This window comes from Aquirufa sp. 5-AUSEE-100C1, from assembly GCF_054558655.1.
This window is the reverse complement of record NZ_JBPXKO010000001.1, coordinates 166,046-191,951: the sequence shown is the minus strand read 5'-3', so window position 1 is coordinate 191,951 and position 25,906 is coordinate 166,046. Positions and strand designations below refer to the sequence as shown.

The following is a 25,906-nucleotide window of genomic DNA, read 5'->3' as shown; positions in this document are numbered from 1 at the left end:
GCAAAAAACTGAAATTTTACTGATTAATTTGTCGCTCAAATGCCGCCAATGCCAAATCATCAAAGTTCAAATGTGTCACGAATCGAATATACTGAGGACCAAAGGGCGCACAACGTATACCTTTCGCCTTCAGGGCCGTTACTTGTTCATGAGCTTTGATGCCTTCCTTCAATCGAACAATCACAATATTAGTGACCACTGGTAAAATATGATCTACCCAAGGCAATTTGGCACAAATCGCGGCAATCGATCCTGCACGTGCATGATCTTCTGTTAAGCGTTCCACCTGATGATTCAAAGCATATATACCTGCTGCAGCTAATAAACCCGCTTGTCGCCAACCCCCTCCTAGACGCTTACGAACCCGACGCGCCTTCTTGATAAATTCAGCCGAACCGATTAACACCGAACCAATCGGAGCACCTAAACCCTTCGACAAACAAATCGAAATCGTATCAAACCAAGCACCAAATTGTTGGGGCGTTTGACCCGTCACCGTCATCGCATTGAAAATACGCGCTCCGTCAAGGTGAAGTGGGATTTGTACTTGCCGACAAAAATCCGAGATCTCTTTTAAGCTTTCCGAGCTATATACACTACCTCCGCCTTTATTCACCGTATTTTCCAAACTAACCAATCGGCTCTCACAGGCATGAATATCATCTGGAGAGATCGCAGCCTCAATTTGATCACGCGTCAAACGGCCTAAATCACCCTTCAATAATTTCACCGAGGCACCCGAATTTGCCATGATTCCACCACCTTCATAGAGATAAATATGGGACAACTCATCACAAATTACTTCTTGACCTTTACTAATATGTACCGAAATTGCTATTTGATTACTTTGGGTACCCGAAACGCAAAACAATGCCGCTTCCTTCCCAAACATGTTAGCTACTTTCTGCTCCAAGGCATTAACCGTAGGATCCTCTCCAAACACATCATCTCCTAGGGGTGCTTGAAACATCGCCTCCCGCATGCCAGGAGTAGGTAAGGTAAATGTATCACTGCGTAATTCGATTTCCATCTTAAAATTGTTTTAGGTAAGACAATTTAGCTAATATACTTTGTTGCTTTTGTTGGGTACCATCCGTTCCTTGAAAATTCAATGTATTGAATACCAAATAAACATAAGATAAAGGTTGATACTCCCATGCCAAACGCATGTTGAGTGATTTCAAATTGTCACTTGTATTCATTTGATAAAAACCGATCAATTGCAAGCGTGGATTTAATGCCATGCGTGATTCTAAAATCAATAAATTCACTTCTTTCGTCTCCTTCGCCACACCCATATTCTCAAATTTACTCCAACTCCATGAAAGTCCCATATTTACATGAGGAATGGGAGCTAAACGAAATTTGGAATCGAATGTCTGTAAAGTTCCATTAAAGAATCCACCCCAACCATATTCCGTTGAGCCCGAATATTTGGCACTCGGATCACTGGCTAATAAAAACCCCTTTCGGAAATAGGAATAACTACCCGGGGCAATATCAATCCCGACAGGACTAAAGGTCTCTTCCAGATTTTGATTACTCGCTTCAATGTATCCACCCAGAATACCACCATTTTGAAGATCAAACCAAAGGGGTCCAGAAAGTGCACGTTGCTCAATTATTCGTCCTGTTTTTAAACTATGATACACCTCGGTATAGATACCCGGTCCCCAACTGCGAATAAAAGATGGTAACCACTTGCCACGTACGTTAAAGTCAAAACCTTGAGAATTAGATAAAATACCACGACGAGAGACAAAACCCATGGCTGGATTGTATTTATCTGAAACAAGGGTTTGTGTCCAATATCCTCTAAAAAAATTCCCATTATATATAAACTGCGTATACTCAGCCAATCCCTGGTCACCCGTTCGACTATCTTGCGTAATCGTTCCCATGCTACTAAATGAAAACCTATCATTGAATCGAACAAAGGCATCGACTGCTCCAGTAGATTGAACAGCAGAAGGGGAAGATTTTGTCGTGGCAATTGCCCCAATTCTATTTTGTTTACCAAAATTCTCGGAATATCGCCCGACGAAGAAATTAGTGAATGGGTCACCATCCCCCTCACCCTGACGCATAAAAATACCTCCCACATTTCGTTGTTCTGAACGATACACGAACCTTGATCCGGCTGTAATGGCTATGGGATTAACATTTTGATCTAATCCGATTGTCCGGCTAAAAAAAGGCTGAATATACATCGACCCACCGATTACTTCATCAACAGGAGCTAAACCCGATGAAAAAAGAGAGGCGTTTTCCAAGAAAAACTGTCGGCGTTCTGGAAAAAAGACCGAGAAACGTGAAATATTGTTCACCTGACGATCGACGTCTGCCTGTGCAAAATCTGTATTAAACGTGAAATCCATCACGGATGTAGGACTGATGACCCATTTGATTTCCCCGCCTAACTTGAAATCACTTGTCGACGAATTCCCTATTTCGGTACCATCCGATTTATTCGAAACCTGCAACATATACGGAATAAAGCGAATATTGGTAGATGTAAGAGGTGGTGGAATTATCCCCACTAATTTCCCAGCATAATCCATTCGCAATGGACTCATAGAACGCGGATGCGGTGACCAGACACTTAATTCATTACTTGAACGTCTTACCCGAAAAAAATTAATTCCCCAATCCTGTGCTTGGCCTTCCTTCATTTTAGGATATCGTAGGGTCTGCCAAGGAATCGCAAATTCAGCTACCCAAGAAGTGTCAGAGCGTTGCGTTCTAACCCGAAATAAACCATCCCAATCTATATCAAATTGCCGGTCATCAAAAGCCAACAAATCTCGCTGGGCACCATAAGCGTTCGATTGCAACACGAGCGCATTCCGTCGATCATTAAATCCATCAATTGCGATTCCAAACAAATCATTCTCAACAAATTGATAATCCCTCTTCAAATTTGGCGCGCGGAATCCGTTTCGACCTATGGTATCGTGTAAGATGGCACTGACATACAGAAATTTATGATTATAAACGACACGAACCTCCGATTTAAAACTAGCTTTATTCCCTTGAAAAGGCTCAACTTGATAGTCTAAATAAAGAGGCTTGGTATTTTTCCAAATAGGTTCATCCAATATACCATCTGCTTTGATGGTTTCATCCACATGAATCGGCTGATATTGCACCGGTTTCTCAGCAGGCGAAAAAACACTTTGACTATAAATAGGCGCACTGATGAACAGCGCGATGATAAGCTTTTTAAGCATTAGATGAAGAATAAACCGCAAAGATATAAAATGCCGAGAAAAGGCTCTATCCGTTAATCACCGACTTCGACCGATAAGCCAAAGCCAAGGTGCGAATGCAGATTGGTAACAAAGGAAATACCAAGGTCCAAGATTCGGTTAAACACCAAATAAATCCAACGATGGCCAATACCGCCATAATCAGATTATATCGCTTCCAGGCTCCTTTCTTCGCAAACCAAAAGACCAAAGGAAATTGAAACGGAAACAAGACTAAAGAAGCTGGATTCCAACCCATCACCACATGATCCGTACCTACTGCTAAAAAAAATAAGAAAAGACCTAATAAACCATAAATGGAATATAAAACCCCATCAAAACGATATTGCAAACGATCGGATTGAAAGGAAACAACAAGTGCTAATAAGGCCAATAAGCTCAACCAAGTAAATGGCCCAAACCAATCAAACCCTTTCGGCATTTCCTCAGGAGCCTGATAAAGTGCCATGGGATCATCGGCCATTTTTTGACCAGACCGCAAGGCCAATTTAGTAGCCAAAAAGAAATTATCCGGCAAGTAACAAGACTGTGACGGAGATGCCTTTTCGTTCGCAGGAACGCCCAAGGCTAAATTCATCCCAATGGCCGCCCAAGAATTTGCTTCCAAATAATTATTCATCCAATCCCGGTAAGACTTATTTTTCAATCCTTGATACGAATCCCACGTATAGGATTTTCTGGAAACCTCCTCGACACGATCCCGTATGCGGGTCGCACAATTGTCATAAAAAAACTTATACGAATACTCCCGATTCTCCGGTAATAAATTCGTTTCCAAAGCGTTAAAAATCGCATTTTTCTCCGTGGCTGAAAGTCGTAATACCTGCATGTTCACCGTGCGATGTTCTACCTGACCATAATAATCGAGTATTGTCGGCATGCTATTCACCGAAATCGTGTAGGGCAAAGTGCCCTTCAAAAACTTCCAATAAAAAAACTCGGTATCGAAATCGAAGGTCCCATAACTATATACCCGATCGATTCCATTTGAAGGATCCTGTACCCAAATAGACGAATGACCAAAAACAGAATACAGGTCCTTGCCCGGTGCGATCGTTATCAAAGAAACCCGAGCTTGTGGGCTTAATTGAGCTTTCAGACCAAAAGAAATCAAAAACAGAAGGAGTAGTTTCTTCATCTTATTTTCCAGCAATGACTATGACAATTTCTCCACGAACCTTATCAGGATGTGCAGTAAAATAGGCTAATACTTCTTCAGCCGTTCCTCGTACCATTTGCTCATGCATTTTGCTCAACTCACGAGCCACCATCACCGAACGATATGCCCCTACAAACTCCACCATTTGCTCTAAGGCCTTCACCAAACGATGCGGGGATTCATACAAAACCGTTGTCCGCTCTTCCTCCGCTATGGCTTTCCATCGGGTTTGTCGGCCCTTTTTATGAGGCAAAAATCCCTCAAACACAAAACGATCGATTGGGAATCCTGAATTCACTAAAGCTGGTATAACGGCCGTAGCTCCCGGGAGTGTTTCCACTTCAATCCCTTGCTCAACACAGGCCTTGACCAACAAAAATCCAGGGTCTGAAATACCCGGAGTCCCCGCATCCGAAATCAAGGCAAGCGATTTACCCTCCTTTAACAATTTGACTATACCCGCGACACCCGCATGCTCGTTGTGCGCATGGTGCGCATACAAGGGTTTGGAAATATTCAGGTGCTTCAACAAAGTTCCCGACGTACGCGTATCCTCCGCCAAAATGGCATCCACTTCCCCCAACACGCGAATCGCACGTAGGGTAATGTCTTCTAAATTGCCAATGGGCGTAGGAACCAGGTATAATTTCATATCCGAATTTAGCCAAAATTGCTAGAAACAAAAAAAGCGAAACTTTCGTTTCGCTTTCTGTAGAGAGTGAGGGATTCGAACCCCCGGACCTGTTACAGTCAACAGTTTTCAAGACTGCCGCAATCGACCACTCTGCCAACTCTCTGTCTCGTAATGAGATTGCAAAAGTAAGGTCTTTTCGTACATTTTGCAAAGATGTTCCTAAAAAAATGCGATTTTTTTTAACACAAAATCACGTTGTGCCTGAAAATCAAGCGAATCCGGAATCCAATGTATAGGCACCCCTGCTCGCTCCATCTTTCGAAAAAAGGTCATTTGACGCTTCGCAAACTGGTGAATCGCCACTTCTAGACCTTGTTCAAATCGTTCCCGACTCATCTCTCCTCCTAAATATTGAACCACCCATTTGTACTCCAAGCCCATCCACAGCAAGGCGTCTTCGCTGATTCCTTGGGCCAACAAACCCTCAACCTCTTCTACTAAACCTGCATGTAAACGCAATCGCAAACGATCCGTAATTCGTTGCCGTCGAAGCTCCAATCTAGGATTTAAGCCAAATACGTCGAATTCGAAATTATATTCCAAGGCCTCCGTCAAAAAATCCGGCTTCCGCGAAAATTGGTATTGTTGAATCAATGACTCGATATACAAACCCGTACCTCCACAAAGAATGGGCAATTTACCTCGTTGGGAAATTTTTTGGATCGCATCCACCGCCTCCGTCTGGAAATGCGCCACCGAATATGGATCCCCCACCTCATGATGATCAATCAAATGATAAGGAACATCTCCATATTCCCCCAAATCCTTCCCTGTTCCAATATCCAGTCCCCGATAAATTTGTCGGGAATCTGCCGAAACAATCTCCCCTTTCAGCTTCTTCGCCAATTCAACCGCTAAAGCCGTCTTCCCACTCGCCGTGGGGCCCAATAAAACCAATACCCTAGTTTTCATAGACATAGCGTAGTTTTAAATTCCCCGGACTGTATTGTTCCGCTTCCTCAAAGGACGATACAAGCATACGCTTGCCAGCATACATTTTAAACAACATGGGAGGCGTTTGACTGACTACATGAAATCCGGCCGACAAAAATCCCTTTCCTGAATTCGATCCCAAATCAATATACGTCATGACATGATGAACAGGTTCCATTTCGTGATAGGCTTGTAAGAATTTGGTTAGACCACCCACGAGTCGAATATCTGAAAGAGTCACCAATTTGATTAATTCGCCCGACAAGAGCCCTTCCATACCTTCCTCTTTCATGACCATCGGTTTTCCAAACACCGCTACGGCCAACAAAGGGCATCCCTCCCATTCGAATTCACTAGTGATCCCACGGAACTGTCGATGAGCAGGTACCACAGAAGCCAAATAAGTTTGTCCTTTGGAAAATCCCAAGACGTGATTTTTATCCAAGAAATGACGAGCCGCTTCGGCAGAAATCGGCACGATGCGTGTGTCTCGGGCAAACACAGATTTAGAGGAATGTAATCGCGCTAAAATCTGCTTTTGCCACAAATCCGGATTTTGAATCACATCCTCCTGCCAAATTTGCCAGGCTTTGGGAAATTTCCTTAACCAACTTTCCCAAGCATCTGAATCAAATTGCTTCATTCCTTTAGAAGAAAGCACTAAAATCGAAAGCCCAGAAGACGCATGCAGCCAATGCTTCGAGGAATCTACCTGCTGAACAAATTGATTTGCTTCTAAAAAAGATATGAAGTCGGGATCAAACATTTTACAATATTACGGATATAAATCAGTAGAAAGAGGGGTATTTTTACTTTGTGAACTAAAAAACAATTGTACTATGGATTATCGATTTGAGGCGAGTAGAAAGGAAGTATCAACATTTACGAATCAGGAAATACGGGATAATTTCTTAATTGAGCGCATATTTTCAGCCAATCACATCAATTTAACCTATACGATTTATGATCGTATAATTATCGGTGGGGCGATGCCTGTGATGAATACCTTGCATTTACCCAATCCCGAGAAATTACGCGCAGAGTATTTTTTGGAGCGTCGCGAATTAGGCATCATCAACGTGGGTGGTGAAGGTACCGTTCATGCCGATGGGCACTCGTTTACGATTGGAAAATTAGGGGCTGTTTATGTAGGAAAAGGGACTAAAGAAGTAAGTTTCAGCTCTACTTCAAGTGAAAACCCAGCTCAATTTTACCTGCTTTCCGCTCCGGCACATGCGATTTTCCCTTGTGCGAAATTAGATAAGGAACAAGTGCAAACAGTGGTTTTGGGAAGTTTAGAGACATCCAATCACCGCACCATTTATAAGTACATCCACAACGAAGGTATTCAATCTTGCCAGTTGGTGATGGGTCTGACCATTTTGGAACCGGGTTCTATTTGGAATACCATGCCAGCGCACGTTCATGACCGTCGGATGGAAGCATATTTATACTTTGATGTAGCACCGGAACATGCCGTGCTTCACTTAATGGGCGAAACGCATGAAACCAAGCACATTTGGGTACATAATCACCAAGCGATTATCTCACCACCTTGGTCGATTCATAGCGGCGCAGGCACCAAGAACTACTCGTTTATTTGGGGTATGGCCGGTGAAAACAAAGATTACATAGACATGGATTTTGCAGAAATTTCAGCTTTACGATAATATGAAAAAATCAATTTTCTCAATCCTCCTACTCGTAGGGGGATTTGTATTGAAAGGCCAAAACTATTCCGAAAAGATGTCGGCAAGCATCATGTACACCCATGCCGACTCCATTGCAGTCAAAGTGGGCAAACCCGCCGTTTGGGATTATGAGCAAGGTCTCATCCTGAAAGCCTTGGAAAAAATGTACCAAAGAACTGGGGATGCCAAGTATTTCAATTACATCAAGAAGAACATCGACAGCTTCGTGGATGATCAGGGCAATATTCGCACCTATCATTTCAATGAGTTCAACTCGGATAATATCACGACAGGTCGTATGCTCTTGTATTTATACCAAGAAATGGGCGATGTGAAATACAAAAAGGCGGCAGATAAATTGCGAGCACAAATTGCGGCCCAACCGCGCGATGCAGATGGTGGTTTTTGGCATAAGCAACGCTATCCGAATCAAATGTGGTTGGACGGCTTGTATATGCTAGAGCCTTTCTATGCCGAATATTCAACCATCACGGGCGAAGACAATTGGGCCGACATCCTGAAGCAATTCGAATTGATGTACAAAGGTTCTATAGATACGAAAACAGGCTTATTAATTCATGCCTATGACCAAGCGCGTGTACAACCCTGGGCAGATAAGAAAACGGGGCATTCACCTAATTTCTGGGGACGTTCGATGGGTTGGTATGAGATGGCCTTGGTTGATGTACTGGATTACATGCCAGCGAATCATCCGGGACGTAAAGTCTTGATCAAGCAATTGCAGGATCTATCCGCAGCCTTATTGAAGATTCAAGATCCAGCCTCTGGACTTTGGTATCAGGTGCCCAACTTCCCTGGAAGAAAAGGAAATTACCTGGAGGCATCCGCGAGCAATATGTTTATTTATGCCTTTGCCAAAGGCGTTCGCAAAGGATATTTGCCCGCTTCGTATTTGACAGCTGCGCAAAAAGCTTATTCTGGAGCCTTGAAGCATTTCATCACGACGGATGCCGCAGGTTATATCCATTTGGAGAAAACAGTGAGTGTGGGAGGATTAGGCGGAACACCCTACCGCGATGGTTCGTATGAATACTATTTGAGCGAGCCACTTCGCCAAGATGATTTGAAAGGCGTAGGACCATTCATCTTAGCTTCCTTGGAAATGGAAGTTGCCAAAGAACTACCCATCGGCAAAGGCAAAAAAGTAGTTTTGGATTATTTTTTCAATCACGAAACGAAGAATGGCCAACGTTTCCATTATACATGGGAAGATCGCAAGGATTCTGGATTTCATTTATGGGGAATTCAGTTTGAGCAATTAGGAGCCACCTTGGATACCTTAGGCGTATCTCCTACCCGAGAAAACCTAAAAGGAGCTTCGGTCTATATTATTGTAGATCCGGATTCCCCGAAAGAAACTGCGAAACCGAATTATATGAATGCCAAAGCGGCAGACGAAATTGAGGCTTGGGTGAAAGCGGGTGGAAACTTGATTTTATTGGCTAATGATACGACCAATTGTGAGATTCCAAATTTCAACATCTTGGCTCGTCGGTTCGGAATTGAATTCGTTGCACCCAACTTAAATTTTGTCCAAGGACGTAATTGGGAACAAGGAACGGTATTAATTGAACCGGGCAACTTGATTTTCGACCCAATTAAAAAGGTCTATATCAAGGAAATCACGACCTTGAAGTTATCAGGCCCTGCCAAATCAATCGCGACATTACAAGGCTATCCGGTAATGGCAGTTGCGAATGTGGGCAAGGGTAAGGTATTTGCCTTGGGAGATCCGTGGTTATACAATGAATACACGAATAACCGGAGAACACCGCTCGAATATGAGAACTTTTTGGCGGCCAAGAAACTCGCCGAATTTATGTTGAATAAGTAAAGAAAAAGCCCGAAACTTTCGGGCTTTTTTTATCAGTTTATTGAGCCTGATTGCGGCCATTCCGAACTACCTTTGGCAAACCTTTGAGGATTGCCAAAGGTCAGTTAAGGTAACTGAAATCCGGTCATTTTCTCTAACCTATCCTTTGAAACCAAGTAGGTCTTCCAGTTCTTATTCAATTCATGCTCGTTGGGAAAGAGCACATAAAAGGCATCATTTGGGGTATATACCGCCTTCCAACAAAATTTAGGGACCGGAACTCCCGAGGCCAAACGATCTGCGGCACCGATGCCCCCGCTGTAGATCAAGAGTTGTTGGCCTTTTTTTACGGCTAATTTCCGACAATAGGCTTCCAAAAACTTAAAGGGACCACGGTTTAACGTTGGGGTTTGAGGAATAATGTTCGACATCAAGAATGTTTCCTCGTTCAAATATTCTGATGCAGTGCGATCCTCTGAATTACATAAATGCCCACGATCATAACCTGAATGTGCATAATCGTCATCATCCACCCGTTTAAATCTACTCGGAAGATTATTGTCTTCTCGGAATCGATTCGAGCGTTCGACAGAGCCAACGTCAGATGCTTTTAAGGTCCAGCCTACCCAGTTGGCGCGTCCCTCTACCCCATTATACGACATCACATATCCTTTCTTTACAACCAAATAATTCGTCGTAGAAGCTGTCGAGGCACCCGAAATATTGGGCACCCCGGTAGGCAAATAGGATAATATGAAAAAGAGAAGATTTAAAATCATTTACGGTGACTGAACAACCAAGGCAATAAATCGGCTTGCTTGAAAGCGTTATCCCACGAATTGTGATTAACACCCGAATATTCCGAATACTTGATTTCAACGCCCAAATCTTGAACAGCTTTGACTAATTCACGGGAATGACGAACAGGGACTACGATATCTGCATCGCCATGGTGTACCCAAAGTGGCACACGTTTGGCATATTGATTAACATAGCTCAAATCCGCACCTCCACAAATCGGTGAAGCCGCAGCGAATAATTTAGGGAAGCGAGAAACCGCTTCCATCGTACCCATACCACCCATCGATAAACCCATGATGTAGGTATGCTTTTTATCACGCTTCATGGATTGCACTAAATCAACCACGGCTTGTAATGGCCAATTGATCGGCGCCGAATAATCGAATATGAAGGTTGTGGGCACTGTAGAGCGATTAATCTTCACAGATGACCAATAGGATTCCTTGGGGCATTGTGGAAAAATAACGATGGATTGAAAGTTAATCCGGTTTAACGAATCCAAAAAGACATTCTTGCCGTATTTCATTTGGGCCTCATTATCCGTACCACGCTCCCCGGCACCATGCAAGACAACAACTAAAGGATATTTCTTTCCAGGTTTATAATCCTTCGGCAAAAGGATTTGATAAGGCAATACATGGCCATCCTTTGTTTCAAAGGTCTTTTTCTCAAAGTTGCTTTGCGCATTGGCAGCAAAAGCAATTAGTAATAGTATGAGTATTTTCTTCATTATTATTTAGCACGATTAATCATATCTGAAACAGTTAAATCAAGAGTCCGTCCCATCGCTTTGTCGCCACGATAGGTTACGATCTTCATGACGGTTGCATCTTTAGGCACCAAAACAGGACCTGATGCCACCGGATAGAATTGATCTGGAAAGGAATGGTCAAAGCTGTAATGAATCGTTAAACCAGAAATTTCCGTGCTTAATTGCACCATTAATTCACCTACTTCATTCCGTTTCACCTCAATAATCGGCTCAAACATACTTGGGGCATATTTCTTTTGCGCGACGTCAAAACGAGCCATGTGCGCTTCCACACGGCCTACGAAATTATCCCAGTTGCGGTTTGCAGGCTCCGACCACAATGCTTCGGCGATTGCGAATGAACGTGGATAGGTCATGTATTGAAGATGGCGGTAGTTGAACAATTGCTCCGACCATAAATTAGCCTGGCCTCCTTTGACCAATTTAGCATCTACGCCTTCAGGCACCGGATTAAAGGCATAAGAATCGCGCAAACGAACCGTTTTATAAACCGGAGGTTCAATGGCTTTATCACCTTGCATCAAGTCGATGTACACATGGTTATTGGGTGTCATCACAACCTCGTGACCGTCTTTCGCGGCTTGGATTCCCCCTTGCATGCCACGCCATGACATCACGGCAGTGTTTTTCGGCAGACCACCACCCTCCAAGATTTCATCCCAGCCCATCATGCGTTTGCCTTTGGAAGTAATGATCTTTTCTAATTTTTGAACGAAATACGCCTGAACTTCTTGAGAGTTTTTAAGACCTAATTCCTTGCGCATGGCCAAGATTTGAGGGTTTTTATCCCAATAATTTTTAGGACACTCATCCCCACCCATATGAATGTATTCGAAAGGGAATAATTGAGATATCTCTCCAATGACGGAATTTAAGAAGGTATACACTTTCTCATTGGCCGGACATAAGGTATTGTCCTGCAAAGCCTCGGGATGCCCATGCGACCAATCGATAAATGGCTCACCGGAGATTACTTGGTAATTCACCGCTTCGGGCGTACACGATAATTCGGGATAGGATGCTACTGCAGCCATTGAGTGACCTGGCACATCAATTTCAGGCATGATGTTGACAAATCGCTCCTGCCCATATTTCACTAATTCTTTGATATCTTCTTGTGTATAGAAGCCACCATAGGTACGAGGCTCGCCGGGAAGTGGCTTCGAGAAGTCGGTGAAATGACCCACCTTTTTCACGTTGAAAGCTCCTTTTATGGTCAGATTTGGAAAGGACTTTATTTCCACGCGCCAACCTTCGTCGTCGGTCAAATGAAAATGTAAGACATTGTATTTGTAAGCCACCATCTCATCGATAAAACGCTTCACTTCTTCTTTGGTAAAAAAGTGACGGGCTACATCGAGCATGATTCCTCGCCAAGCAAAACGGGGTGTATCGGTGATGTTGGCATAGGGAATGGACCATTTAACACCAGTAACCGCTTTGTTCGACTCGATTTCCTTTGGCATTAATTGCAAAAGGGTTTGAATGCCGTAGAATAATCCCACCGGTTTATTCGCCGTAATTTGAACACCCTTCGCATCGGAAGTCAATTGATACCCTTCATTACCGAGCACAACATCGGCATTCCTATTTAACTTAAATCGAATGGCCGCTAAGGAAGCGGTAGAACCTTGATCATACAACCATTGAACCTTTTTGCCAGCTACCCGACTCAATTTATCGGTCAAATTAGCGTAGGTCGTTGTCAAAGCTGCGTCTTTAGGACCAGCAATGATGATCGAACTCGCGAGTGTATAGGAGCCCTTCGAATAAACAGCCTTGGAAGGAACCGGTATAATGTAAGGATTTTGAGCGAAAACAGAACTTGCCAGCAAACAAGTTATCCCGATGAGGGTGATTTTTTTAAGCATGTTGAATAGGTTTATAAACTTGATTAAAGTTCAAGTTAATTGCGATAAATTCCAAATCGTTTTTTATTTTTGCAAGGATTAAGCATTATATACTAATAACAAAACCATGAATGAATCTGCTACCCTTGCTGCTCAGCAAGCGGAATTAACACATGCCATTGATACGGTTTGGGTCGCCATCTGTGCGGCGCTCATTTTTCAAATGGAAGGCGGTTTTGCCCTCTTAGAGGCAGGATTTGTCCGTTCGAAAAACGCCGTCAGTATTATCGCCAAAGTGATGATTGACATCATGTTCGGTGGAATCGCCTTTTATTTAGTGGGCTTCGGAATTGCTTACGGCCAATCGAATGGCTATTGGGCATTCGATACCGGAATTATGGAAGGTGATTTGGGCTTGGGATTAACCATTTCAAATTCATTATTCTGGTTCATCCAAATGGGATTCGCAGTTGCCGCGATTTCGATCGTCTCGGGTGGTGTAGCAGAACGGATGAAGATGTGGTCCTATGCAGTTTATGTAACTATTTTCTCGGCGGTGATGTATCCCTTGGCGGCCAATTGGGTTTGGAATCCCAACGGCTGGTTGGCACTACAAGGCTTTAACGACTTCGCAGGATCAGCAGCCATTCACGCGATGGGTGGATTTGCAGCTTTGGCGGGAGCAATTGTATTAGGACCTCGTATAGGTAAATACAATGAAGATGGAAGCCCTAATGCGATTCCAGGTCATAACTTGACATTATCTGCCGTGGGTGCCTTTATCCTGTGGTTTGGTTGGTTCGGATTTAACCCAGGATCTACCCTGGGTGCCGTAGGCAAATGGGATTTGATCGGTTCCGTGGCAACAAACACATTTTTAGCCTCTGCATCGGGTGGTATTGCGACGATCTGTTATACCTTTTTACGTTACAAGAAGGTTGATATCACGATGGTGATCAATGGCGTATTAGCCGGTTTGGTTGCGATTACGGCAGGATGTAACGTAGTAAGTCCCAATTCAGCTCTCTTAATTGGCTTGGTAGCTGGAACGATTGTAGATATCGCCGTCGTATTGGTGGACAAAATGAAAGTAGACGATCCCGTAGGAGCCGTGGCGGTACATGGCGTGAATGGATTTTTTGGAACGATTGCAGTAGGACTATTCTCAACAAAGAATGGTTTATTTACAACCGGACAATCGGAGCAATTTATGACGCAATTAACTGGTGTAACGGTCATTTCAATCTTCTCCTTTGTCTTAACATTTGTGATATTCAAGGCCTTACAAAAGACGATGGGAATTCGCTTGAGTCACAAGGAAGAATCGGCGGGAATCGATGCGGTGGAATTTGGGGTGGAGTCATATACAACATTTGAATAAGAACTATGAAAAAGATAGAAGCAATTGTAAAGCCGTCCAAATTAAAAGCCATCCAAAAGGGCCTAATTGACGCAAATATTCCATGTATGACGGTGGTGCCGGTGCGTGGTGCGGGGCTCCAACAAGGTTATTCGGAGATCTATCGGGGTACCGAGAAATCCATGATCTTATTGCCCAAGGTGATGATCATCTGCGTCGTAAGCGACGAGAACTTAGAGAAATGCATTGATGTGATCTTGGATAATGCTTCTGAGGGTAACACCGGCGATGGCAAAATCTTTATCTACGATGTGCAAGATGCGATTCGGATCAGAACGAAAACGAGGGGGGTGGAAGCGATAAGGTAGGAGACAGTAGTCAGTGGGCAGTAGTCAGTAGTAGATAATCGCTTTTACCTATAGGTAAGGAAAAGTTAAGTGTTTACATAGAAATAGCCAAAGTCTGTTTTAGGATTGATTTTGGCCATTTTAATTTTAATCAGAAATATATTTGGGTACTGAATAATGCCCACTGACTACTGCCCACTGACTACTGAATACTGTTTTACCACCTTCATCCTCACAAACATCTCCTCCTTATACCAATCATATTTCCGGGTCTTCTTGATCATCGGAGCGTGTTCTTTGCTTTGATAGGCAAATTGGTCTAATCGCTTTGCAGAATCCCAAAGCGAGAAGGTGGCTTGTTCCAATAAAGGGAGTTCCCCTACCCCTTTGGCGTAGATCAAGCCCTCCTTGCCTTTCAAATGTTTACTGGCAGAGGGAACGTTCCACCAAAAGAGTAAGGCTTTCGACCAACGTATACTTGCGCGCGTGATGACCGCAATGGAACCCGTCCAATCCGCATCCGCTTCCGAAAAATCAAATGGAGACAATTGGTTCCAAGTTCCTTTGCCTTTGAGTGGTTCACCGTCCCAACCGCTTATTTCCTCGGATAGGCTAATTAAGGATAACCAGCGAGAATCCGATTGAAAAAACGTAACAGCGGATTCGGGTGTATCCCATACACCCAACCAGGCATATAGACCAAAATCAGGGAAAATCGAGAATCCATTGCCTGCACCGGTTCCGAGGTGTTTGGCGAATACTAAACCAGGTGCCGACCAGCTTAAAAACAACGAGCGGCCCATTTCTGAAAAGGCCGCTCGACGGGCTTTGAAACCCGAATATTTTATAAATCGTATCGTGATATACTTCCCGTTTGTCAAGTTCTTGAATTTGAAATTAAAGCTATTCAATTTCAACGCACGAGACAAATGTTCTATAGGCTTTTATCATTAATTATTCGTGTACAATAAGGCAGTCGTCGTTGTCGTCCCTTTGATACCCGTTACCTTTCTAGGAGTTGCCACGGTCTTAATATAAGTCTGAACCTCCGCTGGAGTTTTCGTCGTGTTCACGGATAAATATTGAGCGACTACACCCGCCACGTGCGGTGTTGCCATCGATGTTCCACTTAAAGCACGAATGGCGTTGTTGTCACCGATATAAGCCGAGTTGATACTCGAACCCGGTGCAAATAAATCAACCACCGAACCAAAATTCGAGTAAGTTGCAATCGCATCGTAAGACGTTGATGTAGTTGTAAATCTACCTGTTGCCCCAACAGTTATCGCATTTTTAACACGGGCAGGTGAATAACGACCTGCATCTGCTGAATTATTTCCTGCGGCAACACACATGACAATGCCGTCTTTAATAGCATTTTCAACTGCTAAATCCAAAGCAGATGACGCACCACCTCCCAAAGACATATTTGCAACAGCAGGTTGGCCCGCAATATGATCTGAAATTGCCCAGTTAATACCTGCAATAACTCCCGAATTTGTTCCAGATCCATTCGCGTCTAATACACGAACAGCCACCAAGGTTACATCTCTCGCAACGCCGTAATTCAATCCACCAATCGTACCCGCCACATGTGTACCGTGCCCATTACCGTCAATCCAATCCGTTGCTGTATTTATCGCAGAAAAACCACCAATCGCTCGTCCACCAAATTCACTGTGTGATAGTAAAATACCCGTATCAATTACATAAGCTTTTACACCTAATCCACTATTAAAATAGGTAAACGAATAAGTCAAAGGTAGATTAGCCTGATCAATTCGATCGATGCCCCAAGATGTAACGTTTGTAACCGTCGCATTCAAGGAAACCTCTTGATCTTTCTCAATAAAATCAACCATTGGATTCCGACGTAATTCCGCTAATGCGTCAGGAGATAAACGTGCGGCGAAACCTTTGATCGCTCGTGAATAAACATGATCAGGGATTGCATTGTAGCGTTTCTCAAGACCTGCTACTTCCTTCTTTAATTCGGTTATCGTAATTGAATCCTTATAAACGACAATATATGAGTCATCTGGGATACCTACTTTGTTTTTGACAACGGAAGGTTCAACTAATTGAATCGAAGCATTTGGTGGCGAAAGTTTTTCACCATTTTCTAAGAATTGTTCTGTACAACTAGCTAAGAATAAAGTTACCGAAAGTAACAGAAGAGAGGGTAGTCGAAAGTATCGCATGGCGTGGTTGGATTTGGTTTATTGAAATTAATTCAAATAAAAACCATACTCAAGACACATAAAAGCGAATATGTACCAATGTTAAAATCTAGTCCAAATTTATTTAGGATAACGTCAATGAACGATATAATTGATAATTCTTACTTACCGATACAGAATTTCCCAAAGATGTTCTTCAACAAATCGTCATTCGAAATTTGACCCGTAATCTCACCCAAATCATGCAAAGCATAACGAAGATCCTGCGCGATCAAATCCCCTGTCAAACCTACTTGTAATCCCCTCAAAACAGACTCCAATGTTTCCTGCGTTTGTAAGAGGTGTTGGTAGTGACGCAAATTAGTTACCAAAGTCCCTCCGGTACTCACTTGGTCCAAACCAATAATGTCCAGCAAAGCCTTTTCAAGATCCGCTAAACCTATTCGGTCCTTCGCCGAAATTTCAATCAATTCAGGGATACGCGATTTAAATGTAGCTACCTGGGAGTCATCTACTTGATCTACTTTGTTCAACAACTTAATAACAGGAATATCAATCTCTCCCAAAGCTGCAATGGCCTCGCGATATCCATCAGGCGTTTCTGTGACAGCATCTGCTAAGTAAATAACAACCTGCGCCTTTTTAACCCATGCCTGCGTTCGTTCGACGCCCATCGCCTCAATCACATCTTCCGTCTCACGTAATCCCGCCGTATCAATCAAGCGAAATTTAATACCACCCAACAACCAAGTATCCTCTAAACTATCGCGCGTCGTCCCAGCGATATCGGATACAATCGCACGATCCTCATTTAATAAGGCATTTAAGAGAGTAGATTTTCCCGCATTCGGCTTCCCAACGATGACCGTAGCCACGCCGTTCTTAATGGCGTTACCCGCCCGGAAACTCGCTACTAAAGGTCGGATCGCCACAAGCAATTGGTTCACCAAATCTTCCAAATCCTTACGATCCGCAAATTCGACATCCTCCTCACCAAAATCCAACTCCAATTCAATCAAGGAGGCAAAGTGAATCAATTGCTCTCGTAATGCCGCCAATTCATTCGAAAAGCCACCGCGTAACTGATGCAAAGCCGCAGCCTGCGCAGCCGCTGAATCTGCCGAAATTACATCCGCCACCGCCTCAGCTTGGGCCAAATCAAAAGCCCCGTGCATGAACGCACGTTGGGTAAACTCACCCGCCTTGGCTAAGCGTGCTCCCTTTTCGACAAATAACTGAATAATACTCTCCTGAATAAACGGAGAGCCATGACACGATATCTCGACCACATCCTCCTTGGTATAACTTTTTGGAGCGATGTAAAGACTAACAACAACCTCGTCATAAACCCGACCCGCATCTTCGATCCGCCCATAATGTAGGGTATGCGAAGACTGCTTACTTAAATCCTTGGGTTTAAAGACCGAATTGACTATAGGGATCGCGTTAGGACCAGATAAACGGATAACACCAATCGCCCCCACCCCAGCGGGTGTAGCCAATGCGACTATCGTGTCTTGAAATAACATTACAACAAGTTTTGAAGCTTCATAGCAACGGACATGTCGCCAGAAATTTTCACTTTACCTGTCATCACAGCCATCATGGGATTCAATTCACCTTTCAATAAAGCGGTAAAATTTTCTTCCGTTGCCGCAATCGTACAATCTGCATCCACATTTTCATTGGTCACAGATCCATCACCATTAACCACAATGATACCCGAAGGAAAAGCAAATTTAAAGGATACGCCCATGCCACCCTTTTCAGCAGCTAGAGCACTAATACGTTCGTTGATTTGTTGAAATGTCATATTGATAATTTTAAAACACAAAACTACGACTTAAATCTCCCGATGGCAAATTACCTTGAAGTCACAAAATTGACAAGCATCCAAATCTTTTGTCTTTTCAAAGGCAGTCGTTCGATCCAGAATCCGATTAATCCAAACTTGAATGACCTTTTCCGAATCGATCAGGAATTCCTCCATGCTTTGAGCCTCCGAAAACCACAAACCAGTACCCGGCACGGTTAATACCTTAGCACCTAAATTTCGGAATGAAATGATTCCCGGCTCTACCTGAATTTGACGCCAATCCAAATCGGCAAAAATTTCATGTGTTGCCGCCTGAACCGACTTGACTAGTAAATATTTATATAACCACAATTGTAAAAGCTTCCCCTTTAAGTCCTCAGACTCCAATTTGCCCTTCAACCCAATCTCTCCAATCGTTAAATCCTTCTGCTCCACCTTACCCGTCTTGTAGTCTATAATCCGATAAACAGAGGCTAAGCGATCTAAACGATCGACACGCCCTTTTAATTTGACTTCAAATGACTGACCCTCATATTGAACCGGAACCATGGTATTTAAATCCAACTCCGTATCCAACAACTGCACACGTTCCGTATTCCACGAACGCTCTGCTTGATAATAACGCTCCAATAAAGTTTTGGCAACCTCCTTCAAAACAAAATTAAATCCCTTCTCCATCTCGAAAACCCCTTCACGCTCTTGGATTTCAGCCATCGCTTCGTCCAACAAGGTATCAAGATGCTGAATTCTTTCTTCCACATTCGATTGATCTACCCAACCCTGATGCTCTTCCAATATTTTCTGATCAACATTCTCCAATACCTTGTGAACCCACGTACCGAAAACATCCGCCCCCATCTCATCCTCAAATTCTTTCTCTTTCCGCAAATTCAATACATAGCTGTAATAATACTGCAAACTACAAGTCGCAAATTGATTCATCGCTGAAGGCGATAGCCCGCGCTGTTCCAAGGTTATTTTCAAGCGCTCAATGACCTCATCCGTTTTCTCAATTCGGTGGACATAATCCACTTGATTACGCTCCTCCAAGGCAAAACGAACCTGTGGCTCAGACCACCGTAAATTTGGGTTCTGATTGGGCCAGTCCAATCGCAATTGCTTGATGAACCGACTCATTTCTTTGATACTCGATTTCTCCGAAGGTTGAACATAAATCAATTCCACCTGACGAGGTCTTTGCAATAAACGATGAAAGTGATAAGACGTTACCGCATCGGCCTGCGTGAACGTAGGCAAATCAAAGGTATTCATTTGCGCAATGTCCAAAGGAATCAAACTTTCCCGCTTCCGCGTACCCGGCAAACTTCCCTCATTTAACGACAAGACAATTACCCGATCAAAATCCAAGGTTCTCGTCTCCAAAAGACCCATGACATGCAAGGTTCGATTCTTTTGCTCCGCTACCTCAAAAGTCAATTTCTGTTGTTGGACCAAATTCAACAACAATTTCAAGCCCACCTTCATCGAAACTTCCTCAGGTAATTCTTTCAACGACTCCGACAAATTATCAATCACACGGCTTGCCTGCGTTACTGCTTGCGCATCAGCCCCCCAATCTGCATTGGGTATCTCCTTTAAAATCTTATCTATAGCCTTGGTTAAATTTGACAAAAGCGTTTTGAAATCCCCAAATTGAAACAAATCAGCCAACACAGGTAAGGCGACCAAAGATCGTATGGACTCTGTCGAAACATACAAATCCTGTTTCCCAAATAAAGCCCTCCAATCCCGATTCAAATCCTTCGATGCTTTCTTCGATCGACCATCGATGTAATACTGCATAATGGGATGCTGCATCAAGGATTGAAAAACACCAACGGGAATGCGCGACTGAACCGGACGCTTATAAATCTCACCAATAAGATTCAAGAATGAATACGCAGGAGTCTTCTTCAGCGAATAACCCATCGTAATGTTCAGTCGGTCCTTAAACTCTCCCACAAACAACAATACCTGGTCCAATAACGACTCATCCCCCAAAACCAAAGCCACCTGTTCCTCAGCGCCATATTCAGCTTGCCAAGATCGTATCAATTCCATGGCCACAAATACCTGAGCACTCGGATTCGCTACGCCCAAGATATTTACCTCCTTTGGATTTTGGGCGAAATGCCTTTCCATCCATTGAAACTTATTTTTCCCTAAAAATTTAGCATGACTCGGATCTGAAAATTCACGTAACCAATTTCCTGCACGATGAAAGGGGTTAGTTACATAGTATTCATCCGCATCCCAAAGTGTCTCCGCTAAATCCAATTTGAGTAATTTACGAATGATCTCTTCCTCTCCTTTAGATAAGGCGTTAAAACCTACAAAATAAACTTTCTTATAATTTTTGGCTAAAGGGCGGTTTTCATCCAATCGGGCAACTAATTCCCGGTAGGCCATCCCACGATAGACCAAACCTCGATCTTTCATTCGTGCCTGTAAACGACCATATACTTCCAATAAATGGTCATAGAGCTTGAAATAAGCCTGGGTATGTTGGGTAATGTATTTACTCGTATCCTCCTCGCCATAGGCCTCTCCCCAGCGTTCCAACGATTTCACTTCAGATAGAAAAGAGAAGATTTGATAGGGCTCGACTAAATACATGTCGAGCGTATCAAAATCCTTAAGCATCATTTGGCCCCAGCCCATGAATCGATCAAAGTCGACCAAAGGATCAACTTCCTTAAAACATGTGTAGGCCTCAAAAAGCAAATCGATCGGATCAATCAACGTCGAATCCGTCATCTGCAAAGCAAACTCCTCAATCGTCATGAAGTCGGGCGCTAAAAAAGGACGATCGCCTAAATAGGCCAACTCCTTTTTAAGGTACAAAACGCCACGCTGGGAAGGCATCACCACGGCAATGTGCTGCAACTCCTCCATTCCATGCGCCTCCCACAAATACTCGGCCGTCTTCCTTAAAAATGACTTCATTGACTAGATATTTCCTTTACGCATCTCTTTTACTGCATAATCAACTGCACGAGCCGTTAAGGCCATATAGGTCAAGGATGGATTTTGCGTCGAAGTAGAGGTCATACAGGCTCCATCCGTCACAAAAACATTCTTCACCGCGTGCATTTGATTCCACTTATTCAACATCGATGTCTTAGGATCAGCCCCCATGCGAACACCCCCCATTTCGTGAATATCCAAGCCCGGAGCTTGTTTTGAATCACGTGTACGGATGTTTTTAAATCCGGCTTTCGTGTACATCTCCGTAAATTGTTCGATGAAATCTTGAACCATTTTATCGTCATTGTCATCGTAGGAAACATCCATGTGCATGATCGGTAAGCCATGTGCATCCTTCTTTGACGGATCTAAACGAACCTGATTCGTTTCCTTCGGAATCGTTTCCCCCATCATATGAGATCCCGCATACCAATTCGTATTTAATTTCGGATTCAAAAGGGAATTCTTCAAACTCTCCCCGACTGAATTTTGATCCGAGTGACTGCCTCTTCCCGCACTCATTCCCGCCGCATAACCCCTTAAGAAATTCGTTTCTTGCTTGTATAAGTTACGGAAACGTGGTACATAACCGGATGTTGGACGGGAACCCTCTGTTTTCGAATCCAAATAACCCTCATACTCTGCTGACAATGATGCTCGGTAATTATGGAACGCAATGTATTTGCCCAACACACCACTGTCATTACCCAAACCATTCGGGAAACGATGTGATTTAGAATTCAATAAAACCGCATTCGTATTTAAGGCCGCAGCCGTTACAAAAATCACTTTTGCGTAGTATTCCACCATTTCATTGGTATGCGCATCAATCACTCGAACTCCCGTCGCACGCCCCTTCTTCTCATCGTATATGATTGATTCTACAATCGAATCCGGACGTAAAGTCATATTTCCCGTTTTCGCAGCCCATGGCAATGTCGAGGCATTGGAACTGAAATAGCCCCCATAAGGACAACCACGTTGGCATAAATTACGGCTCATGCAACGCCCACGACCTTGTTGGTAGTGAATCTCCCGTGGCTCCGACAAATGCGCACACCGCGCCACGATCACATGACGATCCTTGTAATGCTTCTTCATTTCGGCCTGGAAATGTTTTTCCACACAGGTCAACTCATACGCCGGCAAGAAATCGCCATCCGGCAAGGAGTCCAATCCGTCCTTATTTCCTGAAATTCCCGCAAAATGCTCTACATAACTGTACCATGGATCGATGTCCTTGTAATTAATCGGCCAAGGCGTCGCGAAACCATCACGTGCCGGACCCTCAAAATCAAATTGAGACCAACGCTGGGTTTGACGTGCCCAAAGCAAGGACTTACCCCCGACTTGATATCCCCGGATCCAATCAAAAGGTTTATCCTGTACATAAGGATGCTCTACATCTTTCACCATGAAATGCTTCGCATCTTCGCGGAAAGCATAACATTTACTCACAATTGGATTGGCCGCAATTTCCTCATTTGTCAATCGACCGCGATGTTCAAACTCCCAAGGACTCATTAAAGTCGTCGGATAATCTTCATTATGTGTCACCTTACGGCCTCTTTCCAGTACCAAGGTTTTGATACCTTTGTCACAAAATTCTTTGGCAGCCCAGCCACCCGCGATACCGGAACCAATGACAATGGCACCATAGGTACGCTTCTCCGCATGATTTAAAATTTCCATTGTCTATTGTTTTACAGGTACACAAGGGTTCCAAAATCCAGGTGCCATTTGATAATTTAAATGATTTACCATGACATATTCGCTCGTCACATAGCCTTGAATGGTCAAGCCCTTCAATGTCGACATCGCCTTCTTCGCGTCTGCCCCATGTTTTCCGTTATCTAACTCAAACAAGAACGCCTCCAAGGCAGGTCCATTTGCCTGCGACCAATCCCCTTTGAATAGACTTGGTATTTGCCCTAAAACACTTCGGAATGTTTCCTGAGCCTTCGGTTCATAACAGTCTTTCAACATCGTTTTGACAAAGACCGGCACCCCTAAACTCAGCGCTCCGGGAATAGAAGATTCTGGGATAATTCCGCCAATCCAGCGATTGAGGGTATCTTCTTCGGCAATCGATAAAGAAAAAGAGGTGGGTTTGGATTTAGCCGACAAATCATAATAGGCAACGGTTCCTAGGGCTGCTAAGGTCATCCCTTTTAACCAATCACGGCGACTCGACATTCTCATGTTTGATAGGTTTTAAAATACCCTACAAACATATTAAAAATTAATCAAATAAAAGCCACTTGACACCAAAGGCGAAGCCCCGACTCATGGCAGGATACAGATAGGCCGAATAATAATTATCCGTCAGGATTCCTTGCGTCACATTGGCCATTTTGAAGAAGACACGTACGCGATTGATACGAAGTGAAACATACGGATCCACCTGAACGAAAGCTGGCAATTCATACCGATTTTGCAGGTGATATTGCTGAATAGCAGGTTGATAAGTATCCCCAAAATAGGCTGATTGATGAATCACATCCAAACCAAATTGCATGTAGAGTAATTTCTTGTATTGAACGTTCAAGGCCAAATTCGCATTGGCCACCAAGGCCGGCATACGCATCACATCAGGTCCCGTCTGCGTATTAGCATGTACATTCGTGCTCCATTCAAATTTCCCCACATTTCCACCCATGGTCAGGGAAGTCCTAAACACGGCAATGGCAGCATTGCTTTGATGGGCGGTAGCTAAACTATCGTAATAAACCCAAGAGCCGATTCGCTGAATCGTCACCGAAGGCTTAATATTAAAATGCTTGGATTGAACTTCGATTCCTCCAGCTAATTCATCAAATTCAATGTTCTTAAAATCATTCTTCCAACGGTAAGACGAGTTATATACCCATTGATTCACCAAGGTCGGACTCACCGAAGTCCGCTGATATTTCGCCCAAAACCAAGGAGAACTCAAATTTGCTTTCAGTAAATAATCTGAACCAATTAAATACTCCCCTTCGGCTTGAAAATCGAGATTCTTGCCCACTTGTTGGCGCAACCATAAACCCACATAATTTTCCAACTTATCTAAGGTCGTTTCATTGAGCGGGTTATATGCTGACCAATATCTTTGCTTGACATGCGCACGATAGGTAAACTGACGGAAGATTCCTTTGATACCCGTTTGGTGACTGTACATTTTCCACTGATTCTCATTATAAAGCGAATCGTCCGTAGGTGCTTGAATGTAATTAATGTAAGTGCGTGGATAAAAACCTGTGGATAAATTCGTTTGATAAGCTAAATCCCTGTATTTCACCTTACGTGTTTCGGCGTCAAGACTTTGAAATAACTGCAAGCCTTTGAATCCAATAAATTCATGGTAGAGATGTAACTTTAAAAATTGATCATTCGATTGGGTTTTCGAATCAGGTAAAAGAGCCGTATTATCGATGTATTTGAGCGCAGCAGCAGGTGTTTGACCGCTGGTTAATTTTATTCCACCTTGATCATTTGTTCCTTGATCGAAATAATTGATATGCCCCAAAAAACGGTAGCGCTTATTTTTGGAGGTCAAATTCGTATGCAAAACAACTCCCCATTGTCCCGTCAAGCTTTGATCACCCGATTTAAATGCAACATCGGTCAAGTTTTTATCAGCTACCAAACGTTGCAATTCAATTCCTACATTCCATAAAGAATCGACATTACGCGCAAAAGCAAAGTTGAGATTTGTTTGCCCACCGGCCCCCAAATTATAGGTCACGTCCGAATAGGGCGATTTCGTTTGATAGTATTTAATCTGGTCGGCTTGAAACGAATAAGGCAAATAGGCATTGTAACCTAATTGTGTACCTATATTTCGAGGCGCTAGGGTAAAAATATGCCGGTATGCGGTTCCTTGATTGCCGAGATTTGTGGATAAAAAAGCATCCCTTTCTTGATATAAATAACGATGCATGAACGTTAAGGACGTATCAACTCGGCGTTTGATCACATCGCTATTAATGGCATCCGACTCCAAAAAATAGTGCACTGTATTCGGCCCATAAATTTGTTTGGTGGAATCATCCAAAGCTGCCCGACCGGTTTTATTGGAGGTATTTTGCCCTGTATTCTTCTGTAATTTGGGGTCAGGAAATCCAGCATTCGCGGGATTGATAGCACCTTGTTGGTTCGTAGGGAATTGACCAAATACCTCCAAGGAAACAAAAAGCAAAACAAGAAAGGGGTAAATCGACCGCATTTTCACAGCGCAAAGGTAATTAATTA

Annotated in this window: 21 protein-coding genes and 1 tRNA gene; 4 read left to right on the top strand and 18 right to left on the bottom strand. The window is 43.4% G+C overall.

The annotated features are described in order from the left end of the window. Window positions 1-16: 16 nt before the first annotated feature. The 7 genes from ACMH5P_RS00855 to ACMH5P_RS00825 form a co-directional block, all read right to left on the bottom strand. Entirely contained in the window at window positions 17-1,030 is a 1,014-nt protein-coding gene (locus ACMH5P_RS00855) for a threonine aldolase family protein (RefSeq protein ID WP_459492425.1), read from the bottom strand. Between the two features lies 1 nt (window position 1,031). Beyond that, on the bottom strand, window positions 1,032-3,230 hold the full coding sequence (locus ACMH5P_RS00850) for a carbohydrate binding family 9 domain-containing protein (protein WP_459492424.1): 2,199 nt from the start codon (window positions 3,228-3,230) through the stop codon (window positions 1,032-1,034). Between the two features lie 46 nt (window positions 3,231-3,276). Next, entirely contained in the window at window positions 3,277-4,407 is a 1,131-nt protein-coding gene (locus ACMH5P_RS00845) for a lipoprotein N-acyltransferase Lnb domain-containing protein (RefSeq protein ID WP_459492423.1), read from the bottom strand. Window position 4,408: 1 nt separating this feature from the next. Then, on the bottom strand, window positions 4,409-5,080 hold the full coding sequence (gene rsmI, locus ACMH5P_RS00840) for a 16S rRNA (cytidine(1402)-2'-O)-methyltransferase (protein WP_459492422.1): 672 nt from the start codon (window positions 5,078-5,080) through the stop codon (window positions 4,409-4,411). A 60-nt stretch (window positions 5,081-5,140) separates the two neighbouring features. Continuing rightward, window positions 5,141-5,225 (bottom strand) — tRNA-Ser (locus ACMH5P_RS00835). A gap of 56 nt (window positions 5,226-5,281) precedes the next feature. Continuing rightward, window positions 5,282-6,034, bottom strand: a complete 753-nt coding sequence (locus ACMH5P_RS00830) for a tRNA (adenosine(37)-N6)-dimethylallyltransferase (protein WP_459492421.1) — start codon at window positions 6,032-6,034, stop codon at window positions 5,282-5,284. Beyond that, window positions 6,024-6,821: a hypothetical protein gene (locus ACMH5P_RS00825; protein WP_459492420.1), complete on the bottom strand. Its 798-nt coding sequence runs from the start codon at window positions 6,819-6,821 to the stop codon at window positions 6,024-6,026. The genes ACMH5P_RS00830 and ACMH5P_RS00825 overlap by 11 nt, the downstream gene beginning before the upstream one ends. A 73-nt stretch (window positions 6,822-6,894) precedes the next feature. On the opposite strand from ACMH5P_RS00825, the gene kduI reads away from it, so the two are divergent. Together kduI and ACMH5P_RS00815 are read left to right on the top strand one after the other, a co-directional pair. Further along, window positions 6,895-7,725, top strand: a complete 831-nt coding sequence (gene kduI / locus ACMH5P_RS00820; RefSeq protein WP_459492419.1) for a 5-dehydro-4-deoxy-D-glucuronate isomerase — start codon at window positions 6,895-6,897, stop codon at window positions 7,723-7,725. A 1-nt stretch (window position 7,726) separates the two neighbouring features. Continuing rightward, window positions 7,727-9,601 carry a glycoside hydrolase family 88 protein gene (locus tag ACMH5P_RS00815; RefSeq protein WP_459492418.1) on the top strand — a complete coding sequence of 625 codons (1,875 nt, stop codon included), beginning with the start codon at window positions 7,727-7,729 and terminating at the stop codon, window positions 9,599-9,601. Between the two features lie 104 nt (window positions 9,602-9,705). On the opposite strand, the gene ACMH5P_RS00810 is transcribed toward ACMH5P_RS00815, so the two are convergent. Genes ACMH5P_RS00810 through ACMH5P_RS00800 form a run of 3 tightly spaced genes read right to left on the bottom strand, consistent with a single transcriptional unit; the run spans window position 9,706 to window position 13,024 of the window. After that, window positions 9,706-10,359 carry a DNA/RNA non-specific endonuclease gene (locus ACMH5P_RS00810; RefSeq protein WP_459492417.1) on the bottom strand — a complete coding sequence of 218 codons (654 nt, stop codon included), beginning with the start codon at window positions 10,357-10,359 and terminating at the stop codon, window positions 9,706-9,708. Beyond that, window positions 10,356-11,111, bottom strand: a complete 756-nt coding sequence (locus tag ACMH5P_RS00805; protein WP_459492416.1) for a carboxylesterase family protein — start codon at window positions 11,109-11,111, stop codon at window positions 10,356-10,358. Before ACMH5P_RS00805 ends, ACMH5P_RS00810 begins: the two co-directional genes overlap by 4 nt. A gap of 2 nt (window positions 11,112-11,113) precedes the next feature. Continuing rightward, window positions 11,114-13,024: a beta-N-acetylhexosaminidase gene (locus ACMH5P_RS00800; RefSeq protein ID WP_459492415.1), complete on the bottom strand. Its 1,911-nt coding sequence runs from the start codon at window positions 13,022-13,024 to the stop codon at window positions 11,114-11,116. A gap of 106 nt (window positions 13,025-13,130) precedes the next feature. Here ACMH5P_RS00800 and ACMH5P_RS00795 point away from each other — a divergent pair, with 106 nt between their 5' ends. After that, entirely contained in the window at window positions 13,131-14,384 is a 1,254-nt protein-coding gene (locus ACMH5P_RS00795) for an ammonium transporter (RefSeq protein WP_459492414.1), read from the top strand. 5 nt (window positions 14,385-14,389) lie between these two features. Beyond that, the gene (locus ACMH5P_RS00790) at window positions 14,390-14,731 is read left to right on the top strand and encodes a P-II family nitrogen regulator (protein WP_459492413.1); all 342 of its coding nucleotides are present in this window, start codon (window positions 14,390-14,392) and stop codon (window positions 14,729-14,731) included. A gap of 167 nt (window positions 14,732-14,898) precedes the next feature. On the opposite strand, the gene ACMH5P_RS00785 is transcribed toward ACMH5P_RS00790, so the two are convergent. The 8 genes from ACMH5P_RS00785 to ACMH5P_RS00750 all read right to left on the bottom strand — a co-directional run bounded on the left by ACMH5P_RS00785 (window position 14,899) and on the right by ACMH5P_RS00750 (window position 25,880). After that, a complete protein-coding gene (locus ACMH5P_RS00785; protein ID WP_459492412.1) occupies window positions 14,899-15,591 on the bottom strand; it encodes a spheroidene monooxygenase in 693 nt (230 codons plus the stop codon). 69 nt (window positions 15,592-15,660) lie between these two features. Further along, a complete protein-coding gene (locus ACMH5P_RS00780; protein WP_459492411.1) occupies window positions 15,661-16,911 on the bottom strand; it encodes a S8 family peptidase in 1,251 nt (416 codons plus the stop codon). 140 nt (window positions 16,912-17,051) lie between these two features. Further along, window positions 17,052-18,419: a tRNA uridine-5-carboxymethylaminomethyl(34) synthesis GTPase MnmE gene (gene mnmE, locus ACMH5P_RS00775; protein ID WP_459492410.1), complete on the bottom strand. Its 1,368-nt coding sequence runs from the start codon at window positions 18,417-18,419 to the stop codon at window positions 17,052-17,054. Then, window positions 18,419-18,703, bottom strand: a complete 285-nt coding sequence (locus ACMH5P_RS00770; protein ID WP_459492409.1) for an SCP2 sterol-binding domain-containing protein — start codon at window positions 18,701-18,703, stop codon at window positions 18,419-18,421. Before ACMH5P_RS00770 ends, mnmE begins: the two co-directional genes overlap by 1 nt. 30 nt (window positions 18,704-18,733) lie before the next feature. After that, on the bottom strand, window positions 18,734-21,652 hold the full coding sequence (locus ACMH5P_RS00765) for a PD-(D/E)XK nuclease family protein (protein WP_459492408.1): 2,919 nt from the start codon (window positions 21,650-21,652) through the stop codon (window positions 18,734-18,736). 3 nt (window positions 21,653-21,655) lie between these two features. Then, window positions 21,656-23,365, bottom strand: coding sequence for a GMC oxidoreductase (locus ACMH5P_RS00760; protein ID WP_459492407.1), 1,710 nt, complete (start codon window positions 23,363-23,365; stop codon window positions 21,656-21,658). Window positions 23,366-23,368: 3 nt separating this feature from the next. Further along, a complete protein-coding gene (locus tag ACMH5P_RS00755; RefSeq protein ID WP_459492406.1) occupies window positions 23,369-23,875 on the bottom strand; it encodes a gluconate 2-dehydrogenase subunit 3 family protein in 507 nt (168 codons plus the stop codon). A 40-nt stretch (window positions 23,876-23,915) separates the two neighbouring features. Next, window positions 23,916-25,880, bottom strand: a complete 1,965-nt coding sequence (locus tag ACMH5P_RS00750; protein WP_459492405.1) for a putative porin — start codon at window positions 25,878-25,880, stop codon at window positions 23,916-23,918. Window positions 25,881-25,906: the final 26 nt, after the last annotated feature.

Excerpts from the sequence above, each read along its gene's own strand:
- ACMH5P_RS00855 (WP_459492425.1), bottom strand. The coding sequence starts at position 1,030 with ATGGAAATCGAATTACGCAGTGATACATTTACCTTACCTACTCCTGGC.
- ACMH5P_RS00850 (WP_459492424.1), bottom strand. The coding sequence starts at position 3,230 with ATGCTTAAAAAGCTTATCATCGCGCTGTTCATCAGTGCGCCTATTTAT.
- ACMH5P_RS00845 (WP_459492423.1), bottom strand. The coding sequence starts at position 4,407 with ATGAAGAAACTACTCCTTCTGTTTTTGATTTCTTTTGGTCTGAAAGCT.
- rsmI (WP_459492422.1), bottom strand. The coding sequence starts at position 5,080 with ATGAAATTATACCTGGTTCCTACGCCCATTGGCAATTTAGAAGACATT.
- ACMH5P_RS00830 (WP_459492421.1), bottom strand. The coding sequence starts at position 6,034 with ATGAAAACTAGGGTATTGGTTTTATTGGGCCCCACGGCGAGTGGGAAG.
- ACMH5P_RS00825 (WP_459492420.1), bottom strand. The coding sequence starts at position 6,821 with ATGTTTGATCCCGACTTCATATCTTTTTTAGAAGCAAATCAATTTGTT.
- kduI (WP_459492419.1), top strand. The coding sequence starts at position 6,895 with ATGGATTATCGATTTGAGGCGAGTAGAAAGGAAGTATCAACATTTACG.
- ACMH5P_RS00815 (WP_459492418.1), top strand. The coding sequence starts at position 7,727 with ATGAAAAAATCAATTTTCTCAATCCTCCTACTCGTAGGGGGATTTGTA.
- ACMH5P_RS00810 (WP_459492417.1), bottom strand. The coding sequence starts at position 10,359 with ATGATTTTAAATCTTCTCTTTTTCATATTATCCTATTTGCCTACCGGG.
- ACMH5P_RS00805 (WP_459492416.1), bottom strand. The coding sequence starts at position 11,111 with ATGAAGAAAATACTCATACTATTACTAATTGCTTTTGCTGCCAATGCG.
- ACMH5P_RS00800 (WP_459492415.1), bottom strand. The coding sequence starts at position 13,024 with ATGCTTAAAAAAATCACCCTCATCGGGATAACTTGTTTGCTGGCAAGT.
- ACMH5P_RS00795 (WP_459492414.1), top strand. The coding sequence starts at position 13,131 with ATGAATGAATCTGCTACCCTTGCTGCTCAGCAAGCGGAATTAACACAT.
- ACMH5P_RS00790 (WP_459492413.1), top strand. The coding sequence starts at position 14,390 with ATGAAAAAGATAGAAGCAATTGTAAAGCCGTCCAAATTAAAAGCCATC.
- ACMH5P_RS00780 (WP_459492411.1), bottom strand. The coding sequence starts at position 16,911 with ATGCGATACTTTCGACTACCCTCTCTTCTGTTACTTTCGGTAACTTTA.
- mnmE (WP_459492410.1), bottom strand. The coding sequence starts at position 18,419 with ATGTTATTTCAAGACACGATAGTCGCATTGGCTACACCCGCTGGGGTG.
- ACMH5P_RS00770 (WP_459492409.1), bottom strand. The coding sequence starts at position 18,703 with ATGACATTTCAACAAATCAACGAACGTATTAGTGCTCTAGCTGCTGAA.
- ACMH5P_RS00765 (WP_459492408.1), bottom strand. The coding sequence starts at position 21,652 with ATGAAGTCATTTTTAAGGAAGACGGCCGAGTATTTGTGGGAGGCGCAT.
- ACMH5P_RS00760 (WP_459492407.1), bottom strand. The coding sequence starts at position 23,365 with ATGGAAATTTTAAATCATGCGGAGAAGCGTACCTATGGTGCCATTGTC.
- ACMH5P_RS00755 (WP_459492406.1), bottom strand. The coding sequence starts at position 23,875 with ATGAGAATGTCGAGTCGCCGTGATTGGTTAAAAGGGATGACCTTAGCA.
- ACMH5P_RS00750 (WP_459492405.1), bottom strand. The coding sequence starts at position 25,880 with ATGCGGTCGATTTACCCCTTTCTTGTTTTGCTTTTTGTTTCCTTGGAG.